Source organism: Antiquaquibacter soli (genome assembly GCF_030580675.1).
In the GTDB taxonomy this organism is placed as follows: domain Bacteria; phylum Actinomycetota; class Actinomycetes; order Actinomycetales; family Microbacteriaceae; genus Rhodoglobus; species Rhodoglobus soli.
In genome coordinates this window covers 1,644,659-1,656,292 of the sequence record NZ_JAUQUB010000001.1, presented here as the reverse complement: position 1 = coordinate 1,656,292, position 11,634 = coordinate 1,644,659, and the positions used below count along the sequence as shown (strand labels likewise).

Sequence of the window (11,634 nt, the reverse complement as noted above, 5' to 3'; positions counted from 1 at the left end):
ATTACTTGATGAGGCGCAGCGCGAAGGGGTAGCGGTAGTGGTTGCCGTCCTTCGCCTTGAGGAAGCCCTGGATCGACCAGATGAGGCTGATGACCCACACGGCGAGCGGGAAGAGCCAGGAGATGAAGCCCCAGAAGCCGAGGGTGACCGCGATGAGGATCGAGTTGACGATGAACACGGCCACCTGCGCGATCGCCACGGTGATCTGGAAGTTCAGCGCCTCCTTGGCCTCGACGTTCGTGAAGGAGCCACGGTCCTTGAAGACGAGCCAGATGATGAGTGCGGGGAGGAACCCGAGGATGCCGCCGAGGTGGGCGAACGAGGCCCACTGGTTGTCCTCAGCGGTGGTGAGGGGAGCAGCCGGCTGCGGGGCAGCGGGCGGAGGGGTCTGTTCGGTCATGGGAGTTCGTTGCCTTTCCGGATAACGAGGGTGTAACGCACAAGGTAGCGCTATGCCGATATTGCGTGCAACGCCTCGCCGGGCCGTGCAATGGGGTTGCAATCGCGCGACGAGTACAATTGGCAGTCACAGCGGCGGAGTGCTAGCAGGAAGGCGGTGGACATGGTCTCGGAACGCGGCCTCGAGGTGCTGCGCGTCATCGTGCAGGACTACGTCGCGTCGCGCGAACCAGTGGGCTCGAAGTCGATCGTGGAGCGCCACTCCTTCGGCGTATCGGCGGCCACGATCCGCAACGACATGGCGCTTCTGGAGGACGAGGAGCTCATCGCCGCTCCCCACACCTCGTCGGGGCGCGTGCCGACCGACAAGGGGTACCGGGTTTTCGTGGACCAGCTGGCCGACCTGCGCCCGCTGAGCGCGGCGCAGCGCCACGCGATCGAAACCTTCCTCGGCCAGTCGGCCGATCTGGACGACGTGCTCGCCCGCACCGTCCGTCTGCTGTCGCAGCTCACCAATCAGGTGGCGCTCGTCCAATACCCCTCCCTCGCGACCTCGCGAGTGCGGCACATCGAGCTCGTACCGCTGACCCCGACGCGCGTCATGACCGTCGTCATCACCGACTCCGGCCGAGTGGAGCAGCGCCAGGTCGACCTCTCCGCCCCGGCGGACGAGTCGGTGCTCGCCGACGTTCGCGCCCGGATCAACGCCGCGCTGGGCGGGGCGGGGCTGTCGGATGCCGCGGCTCGCCTCTCGACCCTCGCCGAGGACTTCCCCCCCGAGCGCCGCAGTCTCGTCGCCGAGATCGCGACCGCCCTCACCGAGCAGGTGCTCGCCAACCGCCAGGACAAGCTCGTCATGGCGGGCGCTGCGAACCTCGCCCGCACGGAGCAGGACTTCACCGGCAGTATCTACCCGGTGCTCGAGGCGATCGAGGAGCAGGTCGCCCTGCTGCGCCTCTTCGCCGAGATGGAGGTCGATCCGGGCGGCGTTTCCGCCCGGATCGGCCGCGAGAACGAGGGATTCGGCTTGGGGGAGACCTCCGTCGTCACGAGCGGATACTCCTCGCCCGGCGGCAGCGTCGCGCGCCTCGGCGTGCTCGGCCCGACCCGCATGGACTATTCGAACAACATGGCCGCCGTCCGAGCGGTAGCGCGCTACCTCTCGCGCGTGCTCGGCGACGCCTAGCCAGAAAGCAGCAGACAGGACACCCGTGCCCGACCACTACGAGGTGCTCGGCGTTGATCGCAACGCGAGCGCCGAAGACATCAAGAAGGCCTACCGCAGGCTCGCGCGCGAGCTGCACCCGGACGTGAACCCGAGTGCCGAGGCATCCGAGCGCTTCAAGCTCGTGACGCACGCCTATGACGTGCTGAGCGATCCGCACGAGCGCCAGCAGTACGACCTCGGCCCGCAGCCGGGCTTCGGGGGCGGCAACTTCGGCGGCTTCGGGGACATCTTCGAGACGTTCTTCGGGGCGGGCCAGCGCACGACGGGTCCCCGGTCGCGGCGCGAGCGCGGACAGGACGGACTCGTGCGCGTGGAGGTCGACCTCGACGAGGTCATCTTCGGCACGACTCGCGAGGTCGAGGTCAACACGGCTGTGGTGTGCGGCACGTGCGAGGGCTCGTGCTGCGCCCCCGGCACCGCCCCGGTGCGCTGCGACATCTGCGGCGGCACGGGGCAGATCCAGCGCACGATGCGCTCGCTGCTCGGCAACGTCATGACCTCGAACCCGTGCGGGACGTGCCGCGGCTACGGCACGATCATCCCGAACCCCTGCCCGACCTGCGCGGGCCAGGGCCGCGTCCGCGCGACGCGTTCGATCCCTGTGGACATCCCCGCCGGTGTCGACACGGGCCTGCGACTTCAGATGCCCGGGCAGGGCGAGGTGGGCCCCGCGGGCGGTCCGGCGGGCGACCTGTTCCTCGAGATCAAGGTCCGCCATCATGACGTGTTCAGCCGCCAGGGAGACGACCTCCTCGCGACCGTCGAGGTGCAGATGACCGATGCGATCCTGGGAACGACCACGACTCTCAAGGGCCTGGACGGCGATGTCCAGGTCGAGATCCGCCCCGGCACGCAGAGCGCCGAGGTGCTGACGATCAAGGACCGCGGTGTGACCCGCCTCCGGGGCAGCGGCCGCGGCGACCTGCGCATCGGGGTCCAGGTCGTCACTCCGGTCAAGCTCTCCGGCAAGGAGCAGGAACTCGTGCGTCAGCTCGCGGCCTCCCGCAAGAACCAGCCCCCGCACTTCGCCCAGTTCCAGCAGGGACTCTTCGCGAAGCTGCGCGACCGCTTCCTGGGCCTCTAGCGCGTGGCGCACTTCTACCTCGTCGAGCACCTCGAGTCGGCCGCGCCCGGCGACCGGGTGTCGGTGACGGGCGCGGAGGCGCGCCACGCGGTGACGGTGAGCCGCATCGGCGTCGGCGAAGAGCTCACGATCGGCAATGGGGCGGGACTCGTCGTGACGGGGTCGGTCGTCTCGGCGGAGCACGCCGAGCTCGTTCTCGAGGTGGGGTCGGTTCTCGAGCATCCCCGCCGCGATCCCGCGTTGTTCCTCGTGCAGGCGCTCGCGAAGGCCGACCGCGACGAGCTCGCGGTGCAGGCGGCAACCGAGCTGGGCGTCGACGGCGTCGTGCCCTGGCAGGCGGCGCGCAGCATCTCCCGGTGGGAGGGCTCGAAGGTGGCCAAGGGCCGCGACCGCTGGGCGGCGATCGTCCGGGAGGCGAGCAAGCAGTCGTTGCGCCCGTGGATCCCCGATGTGCTCGACCTCGTCTCGACGAAGCAGCTCGCTTCGCTCGCGTCGGGCGCTCGGATGCTCGTGCTCGAGCCCACCGCGCTGCAGCCGCTCACGGCTCTCGAGCCCGACGGCCGCGACCTCCTCGTCGTCGTCGGACCGGAGGGCGGCGTCTCCCCGCAGGAGTTGGAGCAGCTCGTCGCCGCGGGCGCGGAGCCCGTCCGGCTGGGCCCGGAGGTGCTGCGCACCTCGACGGCCGGCCCTGCGGCGATCGCCGTGCTCAATGGGGTTCTCGGGCGCTGGTAACTAAACTGGAGTCCATGTCCGACTCGCCCTCGATCTTCTCGCGCATCGTCTCGAGGGAGATTCCTGCCGAGATCGTCTACGAGAACGACGCCGTCATCGCGTTCCGCGACATCGCTCCGCAGGCGCCCGTCCACCTCCTCGTCGTCCCCAAGACCGAGGAGTACCGCACGGTCACTGAGCTCGCCGCAGGCGACCCGCAGCTCCTGGCCCAGCTCGTCGCTGTGGCTCAGGCACTTGCCGACGAGCACGCCGACGGCGACTACCGGCTCATCTTCAACACGGGGGCCGGAGCGGGCCAGACCGTGTTCCACGTTCACGCCCACGTTCTTGCGGGCGGCCTGACGGAAGGCACTCTTGGCCACTAGCGATTCCCCCGCCGAGTCCGTCTCGATCGAGATCGAGGTCGACGGCGTCGCGATGGTGAGGCTTCTCGGTCCCCAGGACCGGTTGCTGTCGACCATCGAGAAGCAGCATCCCGGCGTCGACGTCCTCGTGCGCGGCAACCACGTCACCCTGTCCGGCCCCGCCTCGGACGTCGCCGCGGCGCGCGCTCTCGTCGACGAGCTCGTGCAACTCGTCCGCAGCGGCGCAGACCTCGGCCCGGTCGAGGTCGCCTCCTCCGCGCGCATCCTCGGCTCGGGCTCCGGCAGTCCCGCGGAGCTGTTGAGCCAGGCGATCCTCACGAGCCGCGGAAAGAGCATCCGCCCGAAGACTCTCGGTCAGAAGAACTATGTCGACGCGATCGATCAGAACACGATCGTGTTCGGAATCGGCCCGGCGGGAACCGGCAAGACCTACCTGGCGATGGCGAAGGCGGTGCAGGCGCTGCAGCGCAAGGAGGTCGACCGCATCATCCTCAGCCGACCCGCCATCGAGGCGGGGGAGCGGTTGGGATTCCTCCCCGGCACGCTGACCGACAAGATCGACCCCTACCTGCGTCCGCTCTACGACGCGCTCAACGAGATGATGGATCCGGAGCTCGTGCCGAAGCTGCTCGCGAGCGGCACCGTCGAAGTCGCTCCGCTCGCCTACATGCGGGGCCGCACCCTCAACAACTCGTTCGTCGTTCTCGATGAGGCGCAGAACACCACTCCCGAGCAGATGAAGATGTTCCTCACCCGGCTCGGTTTCGGGTCGCGCATGGTGGTCACGGGCGACATCACCCAGGTCGACCTCCCCGCGGGTGCGAGCGGGCTCCAGCTCGTGACGAAGGTGCTCGCCGGCATCGACGACATCTATTTCGCCCGACTGACGAGCGAGGATGTCGTACGCCACTCGCTCGTCGGCCAGATCGTCGACGCCTACACGAAGTACGACGCGCAGAAGCAGCTCGAGAAGTTCGAGCGCGGCGAGAAATCGCGGCCGGCCGGCCGGAAGAACCGGAGGTAGACCGTGTCGATCGAGCTCAACAACGAGTCGGGTGTCGACGTCGACGAGGCAGCGATCCAGCGCCTCGCGGTGTACGCGCTCGACCAGTTGCACGTGCATCCCGACGCCGACCTCGCGATCGTGTTCGTCGACGAGGCCGCGATGGAGCAGCTCCACGTGCAGTGGATGGACGAGCCGGGCCCGACGGACGTCTTGAGCTTCCCGATGGACGAGCTGCGACCCGGGACCGAGGACGACCCGACGCCCGCGGGACTGCTGGGCGACATCGTGGTGTGCCCGCAGGTGGCGATCTCGCAGGCAGAGGCGGCGGGTCACTCTCCCCTCGAGGAGATGCTGCTGCTGACGACACACGGCATCCTCCACCTGCTGGGCTTCGACCACGCCGAGCCCGAAGAGGAGCGCGAGATGTTCGGCATCCAGCGCGACATCCTCGTCGGGTTCGCCCTCGACGAGCGACGACGGTAGGACCGCCATGATGATCGGCATCTTCATCGCCGCGAGCGTCCTGCTGGTCGTCTTCGGCGGCCTGCTGGCCGCGGCCGACTCGGCGCTCAGCGTGCTGAGCCGATCGGACCTCGTCGACCTGGCGCTCACGAGCCGCGCACGCCGGTCGCTCCTTGCGATCTCGCGCGACACGGGTGCGCACGTCAACGCCCTCAACTTCATGCGCATCGTCTCCGAGACGACCGCCGCCGTTCTCGTGACGCTCGTCTTCGCCTACTTCTTCGAGGAGTGGTGGTGGGCACTGCTGCTCTCGGCGGCGATCATGACCGCGGTGTCCTTCGTGATCGTCGGCTCGAGCCCGCGATCGGTGGGCCGGGTTCACGCGCGCGGGGTCATCCGGTTCGCCGCTCCCGTCGTGCGGGCGACTCGAGTGCTGCTCGGGCCGATCGCCGACGCGCTCGTCGCCATCGGCAACCGGGTCACCCCCGGTCGGCCGCGCACCGCGACATTCTCGAGCGAGGAGCAGCTGCTCAGCATGGTCGACGAGGCGACCGAGCTCGACGTGCTCGAGGAGGACGACCGCGAGCTCATCCACTCGATCTTCGAGTTCAACGACACCGTGGTGCGCGAGGTCATGGTCCCGCGCACCGACATGGTCACCATCCACGGGGACTCGACGGTGGATGCAGCGATGGGGCTGTTCCTCGCGCGCGGGGTCTCGCGCATCCCGGTGATCGGGGAGGACATCGACGAGGTCCTCGGCGTGCTCTACCTCAAGGACGTGACCCGGGTCGTCTTCGAACAGTCGCCCGATTCCGCCTCCCTCACCGCAGGCAGCCTCGCCCGGCCCGCGGTATTCGTCCCGGAGTCGCAGAAGGCCGACTCCCTCCTGCGTCAGCTCCAGCTCGAGTCGACGCACTTGGCGATGGTCGTGGACGAGTACGGCGGGATCGCCGGCCTCGTGACGCTGGAGGACCTCATCGAGGAGCTCGTCGGCGACATCTCCGACGAGTACGACCGCGAGATCGCGGAGGTCGACGACCTCGGTGACGGCCGCTACCGCGTCGCCGCCCGACTGCCGATCGACGAGCTCGGAGACGTGTTCGGCATCGAGCTCGACGACGACGAGGTCGACTCGGTCGGGGGCCTCCTCACGAAGACCCTCGGCAGGCTCCCCGTCCGCGGCGACTCCGTCGACCACTCGGGCCTCGTTCTCACCGCGGAGCGCACCGAGGGTCGGCGCAAGCGGGTCACCACCGTCCTCGTCGAGCGGCAGCAGCCCCTCATCGACGCCCAGACCGCGTTCGGCGAAGCGGAGAAGGAGAGAGCATGAGCGACACCGCCTACCGCGCGGGCTTCGTGACCTTCGTGGGTCGACCGAATGTCGGCAAGTCCACCCTCACGAACGCGCTCGTGGGGGAGAAGGTCGCGATCACCTCCTCCAAACCGCAGACGACCCGCCGTGCCATCCGGGGCATCGTCCACGCGCCGAACGGCCAGCTCGTCATCGTCGACACCCCCGGCATGCACCGCCCGCGGACCCTGCTCGGCGAGCGGCTCAACAGCATCGTGCAGGACACGCTCGCCGAGGTCGACGTCATCGGACTGTGCGTGCCCGCCGGCGACAAGATCGGCCCGGGGGACAAGTACATCAACGAGCAGCTCGACGCCTTCCCGAAGGCCAAGAAGGTCGCGATCGTGACGAAGATCGACGCGACGTCCCGGCCGGGCGTCGCCGAGCAGCTCATCGCGATCAGTCAGCTGCGCGACTGGGACGCCATCATCCCGATCTCCTCCTACGACGGAGTCCAGCTCGATGTGCTCACCGAGCAGCTCATCGCCCTCATGCCCGAGTCCCCGGCGCTCTACCCCGACGACGCCGTGACCGACGAGTCCACCGAGTCGCGCATCGCCGAGCTCATCCGCGAGGCGGCACTGGAGGGGGTGCAGGACGAGCTGCCGCACTCGATCGCCGTCACGCTCGACGACATGGCCGAGCGCGAGGACAAGGATCTCGTCGACATCTTCGCGAACCTGTTCGTCGAGCGCGACAGCCAGAAGGGCATCATCATCGGCAAGGGCGGGGAGCGACTGCAGGAGGTCGGCAGCCGGGCCCGAGCGGAGATCGAGAAGCTCCTCGGCCGCCCTGTCTACCTCTCGCTTCGTGTCAAGGTCGCCAAGGAGTGGCAGCGGGACTCGAAGCAGCTCGGGCGACTCGGCTTCTAGGCGTACATCCAGCGGATGATCTTCGCGCGACCGCACGACGGGATGCTGCGGCGAGGCCTAGCGTGGAGTGCATGTTCCGCCGCCTGACCCCGTTCCAGCTCACGATCGACATCGTCGTCGCGTCGCTGTGCGTGCTCGTGCGGTCGGTGCTGCCGTTCGACTCCTGGGCCGGGTGGAGCATGCTCCTGCTCATGGGCGCGGCGCTGGCCCTCCGGCGGGTGTCGCCGCTGCTCGCGCTCGCGCTCGCCTGGGTCGGGGCGGTGATCCAGATGTCCGCGCAGATGCCGCCGGATGCCGCGAACCTCTCGATCCTCGCTGTCCTCTACGCGACGGCGCGCTACGGCGACCCCCTCGCGAAGTGGCTGGGCCTCGCCTCGGCGGGACTCGGCGCCGTCGTCGCCACCGCGTACCTCATCGCGAACAGCTTCACGGCGATCGACCTGTCGACCGTGTCGATGGCGGCGGTCCTGCCGCGCTTCGGTTTCGCGATCCTCCTCGGCTTCGGCTCGTCCGCTGCGGTGCTCGGCCTGAGCTGGACGCTCGGCTTTCTGGCCAGGACGTGGGCGGATGCCCGCCTGGCCCGGCGCACTCAGCTGGAGGCCGAGCGCGCCGTCGTGGTCGAGCAGGAGCGCAACCGGATCGCGCGCGACATGCACGACGTCGTCGCCCACTCGCTCGCCGTCGTCATCGCCCAGGCTGACGGGGCGCGATACGCCGCCGCGACCGACCCGACCGCGGTCGATTCGGCGCTCTCGGCGATCTCCGGCACCGCTCGCGAGGCCCTCGCGGAGGTCAGGCTGCTGCTCGCCCAGCTCCGCCACAGCCAGCAAGCGGGCCCGCAGCCGGTCCTCGCCGATCTGGAGTCGCTCGTCGACCAGGTTCGCGCGAGCGGACTCGAGGTCGAGGTTCGCGAGCGCGGCGAGCCGCCGACCCTCGGTGCCAGTCAGCAGATCGCCGTCTACCGCATCGCGCAGGAGGCGCTGACGAATGCGCTCCGGCACGGCACTCCGGGGCAACCGGTGACCCTCGAGCTCGAGTGGTCTCCCGACGTCGTCGTGCTCGTGGCGTCGAACCCGGTCGCCGCAACGGCCGACCCGACGGGGGCGGGCCACGGCATCACGGGGATGCGTGAGCGCGCGCACCTCGTCGGCGGTCGCCTCGATGCCGGGCCCGACGGCGACCGGTTCGTGGTGCGGGCGAGCATCCCGGTGGCGTCGTGAGTGTCATCCGCGTCGCCCTCGTCGACGACCAGGCGCTGTTCCGGGCGGGCATCCGGATGCTCGTCTCCTCGCAACCGGACCTCGAGTTCGTCGGCGAGGCGGGCGACGGCCGTGAGGGTATCGCGATGGCGTCCGAGCAGCGCCCCGACGTCGTGCTCATGGACATCCGGATGCCCGTCCTCGACGGCATCGAGTCCACCCGCGGCATCCTCGCCGACGCCGCGCAGCGCGGCGGGCGACAGCCTCGGGTCATCGTCCTGACGACGTTCGATCTGGACGAGGGCGCTGCACGGGCGATCCGCGCGGGGGCGAGCGGCTTCCTGCTGAAGGACACCGATCCGGAGTTCCTCCTCGCCGCCATCCGCACCGTGCACGCGGGTACCTCGGTGATCGCCGCGTCGGCGACGCGCGAGCTGTTCGAGCACTTCGGCGACGTCGTAGCGGAGGCGCCGAGCGAGTTCGAGTCGCTCACCGGGCGCGAGCGGGAGATCTTCCTCCTCGCCGCGAGGGGGCTCAGCAACAGCGAGATCGCCCGCCGCGAGTACCTCAGCGAGGCAACGGTGAAGACGCACGTCAGCCGCATCCTCGGGAAGCTCGGGCTCCGCGACCGCGTGCAGCTCGTGGTCTTCGCGTACGAGCACCGGCTCGTCTGAATCATCCCTGAGGTGTACGCCCCATCGACTGCCGGGCGACGACGTCGACGGGCGCGTCGCGGCACCGTGGAGTCATGGAGATCACAACATCCGACCTCGGCCTCGTCGCCCGGGTCGCCCAGCTGTCCAAGTCCTACGGCTCCGGCGCGACGGAGGTGACTGCGCTCCGGGATGTCTCGATCGGGATCCGCAAGGGGGAGTTCACCGCGATCATGGGCCCGAGCGGCTCCGGCAAGTCGACGCTCATGCACATCATGGCGGGCCTCGACACTCCGACGAGCGGCCGCGTGTGGATCGGCAACACCGACATCAGCGGGCTCGGCGACACGGAGCTCACGATGATCCGCCGTCGCCGCGTCGGCTTCGTCTTCCAGGCGTTCAATCTCGTGCCCACCCTCGACATCGAGGGCAACATCCTCCTGCCGTTCGAGCTCGATGGCCGGCGACCCTCGCCCCAGGAGCGCGCGTGGATCGACGAGCTCGTCGATTCCCTCGGCCTCCGCGACCGGCTGCGGCACCGTCCCCACGAGCTCTCGGGCGGTCAGCAGCAGCGCGTCGCGATCGCCCGCGCTCTCGGCTCGCGGCCGGAGCTCGTCTTCGCGGACGAGCCGACCGGAAACCTCGACTCCCGCACGGGCCGGGAGGTGCTGTCTCTCCTTGCTTCCGCGACCCGGTCCGCCGGTCAGAGCATCGCGATGGTCACCCACGATCCGGTCGCCGCGAGCTACGCGGACCGCATCCTGTTCCTCGCGGATGGCGCCGTGGTAGAGGACCGCGGCCGGTCGTCTGCGGCGGAGATCAGTTCCTTCATGCTCGAGATGGAGCAGGCGGTATGAGCTCGTTCAGCGTCCGCGAGCATGTGCCGAGCATCCTCGTCGCGACTCTCAGCTCGACGTTCGGCGTTGCACTCCTGCAGGGCACGGATGCTCTCGCGACCATGATCGCGGCGGACAGCACCTTCGGTTCGAGCGCGGCCGTGGCCGTCGCCCTCGCCTCGGTCGCCCTCGTCTTCATCGCGATCGCCACGTACGTCGGTGCGGTCGTCACCGCCAACACGTTCTCGACGATCATCGCCGGTCGCACCCGGACGATCGCGCTCCTGCGGCTTATCGGCGCGTCCGCTCGCGGTCAGCGGGCCGCGGTCGCTCGCGAGGGCTTGGTGGTCGGGGTCATCGGCGCGGCCATCGGCGCGCTCCTCGGCACGGCCGCGACCGCGGGCATCCTCGGCGTGGCGTCGCTCGCCGGTGTCGTCCCGTGGTTGCAGTACTCGTTCCTGGAGCCGGTGCTCGCCGTCCCCGTGGTGGGCGTCGTGCTCACGACGTGGATCGCGTCGTGGGTGGGGTCGCGCCGAGTGCTCACGGTGTCGCCGATGCAGGCGATCGGGGCATCCCACGAGCGCAGCGCCGACTCGGTGGCCCATCGCCGGGGTCGCAACGCGGCGGCTCTCGTGCTCGTCATCATCGGCGTGCTGCTGCTCGGTCTCGGCATCCTCGCCGGGCTCGTGAGCCCCGCCGGGGTGCTCATCGGAGTCGTGGGCGGGATGCTCTCGTTCACCGGTGTCGTGCTCGGTGCCCAGGTGATCATGCCGCGAGCCCTCCGCCTCGTCGGCCGAGTGCTCGGGGGATCGGCGTCGGCGCGCCTCGCAGCGGAGAACGCCGTGCGCTACCCGGAGCGCAGCACGCGGACGACGATCGGCATCGTCATCGGCGTGACCCTCATCACGATGTTCGCGGTCGCCGGCGGCACGTTCCAGGCGCTCTTCGACCGACTCCTGAGCGGGGAGGAGGGCGCCGCCGAGGCGAGCGCGACGATCGACGCGGTGGTCGCCATCTTCTCCGTCCTGATCGGCTTCTCCGCCCTCATTGCGGCCGTGGGCCTCGTGAACAATCTGTCGCTCAGCGTGCTGCAGCGTACGAGGGAGCTGGGGCTCCTCCGCGCCCTAGGATTCACCGCTCGCCAGCTCCGGGGGATGATCACCGCCGAGGGTGCCCAGCTGACGGCCGCCGCGGTGCTCGTGGGGCTCGTGCTCGGGTTCTTCTACGGATGGGCGGGTGCGCAGTCCCTGCTCGCGCTCGTCACGGGATCGCCGTCGTTCGTGGTGCCTGTCGTGCCGCCGCTGCTGATCGTGCTGCTCGTGATGGGCGCGGCGGTCGTCACGGTCGTCGCCTCAATCGCACCGTCCCGCCGGGCGACCCGCGTGTCGCCGGTGACTGCGCTCGCGGTCGAGTAAGCACGGCGAAGCCCCCGGGCGCCGATCGG

The 11,634-nt window shown here is 69.6% G+C and carries 13 protein-coding genes; 12 read left to right on the top strand and 1 reads right to left on the bottom strand.

The features are described 5' to 3' along the window. Position 1: 1 nt before the first annotated feature. The gene (locus tag Q5716_RS08170; RefSeq protein ID WP_305002578.1) at positions 2-400 is read right to left on the bottom strand and encodes a DUF4870 domain-containing protein; all 399 of its coding nucleotides are present in this window, start codon (positions 398-400) and stop codon (positions 2-4) included. A gap of 162 nt (positions 401-562) precedes the next feature. Here Q5716_RS08170 and hrcA point away from each other — a divergent pair, with 162 nt between their 5' ends. The 12 genes from hrcA to Q5716_RS08110 all read left to right on the top strand — a co-directional run bounded on the left by hrcA (position 563) and on the right by Q5716_RS08110 (position 11,605). Beyond that, a complete protein-coding gene (gene hrcA / locus Q5716_RS08165) occupies positions 563-1,585 on the top strand; it encodes a heat-inducible transcriptional repressor HrcA (protein WP_305002577.1) in 1,023 nt (340 codons plus the stop codon). A 25-nt stretch (positions 1,586-1,610) separates the two neighbouring features. After that, complete coding sequence (gene dnaJ / locus Q5716_RS08160; protein ID WP_305002576.1) at positions 1,611-2,711, top strand: molecular chaperone DnaJ; 1,101 nt, start codon at positions 1,611-1,613, stop codon at positions 2,709-2,711. Positions 2,712-2,714: 3 nt separating this feature from the next. Beyond that, a complete protein-coding gene (locus tag Q5716_RS08155) occupies positions 2,715-3,443 on the top strand; it encodes a 16S rRNA (uracil(1498)-N(3))-methyltransferase (protein WP_305002575.1) in 729 nt (242 codons plus the stop codon). A 14-nt stretch (positions 3,444-3,457) separates the two neighbouring features. Beyond that, positions 3,458-3,808, top strand: a complete 351-nt coding sequence (locus Q5716_RS08150) for a histidine triad nucleotide-binding protein (protein WP_305002574.1) — start codon at positions 3,458-3,460, stop codon at positions 3,806-3,808. A 52-nt stretch (positions 3,809-3,860) separates the two neighbouring features. Beyond that, positions 3,861-4,832 (top strand): PhoH family protein, encoded by a 972-nt coding sequence (locus tag Q5716_RS08145; RefSeq protein ID WP_305002990.1) that lies wholly within the window; start codon positions 3,861-3,863, stop codon positions 4,830-4,832. 3 nt (positions 4,833-4,835) lie between these two features. After that, positions 4,836-5,297, top strand: coding sequence for an rRNA maturation RNase YbeY (gene ybeY, locus Q5716_RS08140; RefSeq protein WP_305002573.1), 462 nt, complete (start codon positions 4,836-4,838; stop codon positions 5,295-5,297). A gap of 7 nt (positions 5,298-5,304) precedes the next feature. Then, positions 5,305-6,609 carry a hemolysin family protein gene (locus Q5716_RS08135; protein WP_305002572.1) on the top strand — a complete coding sequence of 435 codons (1,305 nt, stop codon included), beginning with the start codon at positions 5,305-5,307 and terminating at the stop codon, positions 6,607-6,609. Beyond that, positions 6,606-7,502: a GTPase Era gene (gene era, locus Q5716_RS08130; RefSeq protein ID WP_305002571.1), complete on the top strand. Its 897-nt coding sequence runs from the start codon at positions 6,606-6,608 to the stop codon at positions 7,500-7,502. The genes Q5716_RS08135 and era overlap by 4 nt, the downstream gene beginning before the upstream one ends. Positions 7,503-7,573: 71 nt before the next feature. Continuing rightward, on the top strand, positions 7,574-8,722 hold the full coding sequence (locus Q5716_RS08125) for a sensor histidine kinase (protein WP_305002570.1): 1,149 nt from the start codon (positions 7,574-7,576) through the stop codon (positions 8,720-8,722). Beyond that, entirely contained in the window at positions 8,719-9,375 is a 657-nt protein-coding gene (locus tag Q5716_RS08120) for a response regulator (RefSeq protein ID WP_305002569.1), read from the top strand. Before Q5716_RS08125 ends, Q5716_RS08120 begins: the two co-directional genes overlap by 4 nt. 74 nt (positions 9,376-9,449) lie before the next feature. Continuing rightward, complete coding sequence (locus tag Q5716_RS08115; protein WP_305002568.1) at positions 9,450-10,211, top strand: ABC transporter ATP-binding protein; 762 nt, start codon at positions 9,450-9,452, stop codon at positions 10,209-10,211. After that, the gene (locus tag Q5716_RS08110; RefSeq protein ID WP_305002567.1) at positions 10,208-11,605 is read left to right on the top strand and encodes an ABC transporter permease; all 1,398 of its coding nucleotides are present in this window, start codon (positions 10,208-10,210) and stop codon (positions 11,603-11,605) included. The genes Q5716_RS08115 and Q5716_RS08110 overlap by 4 nt, the downstream gene beginning before the upstream one ends. Positions 11,606-11,634: the final 29 nt, after the last annotated feature.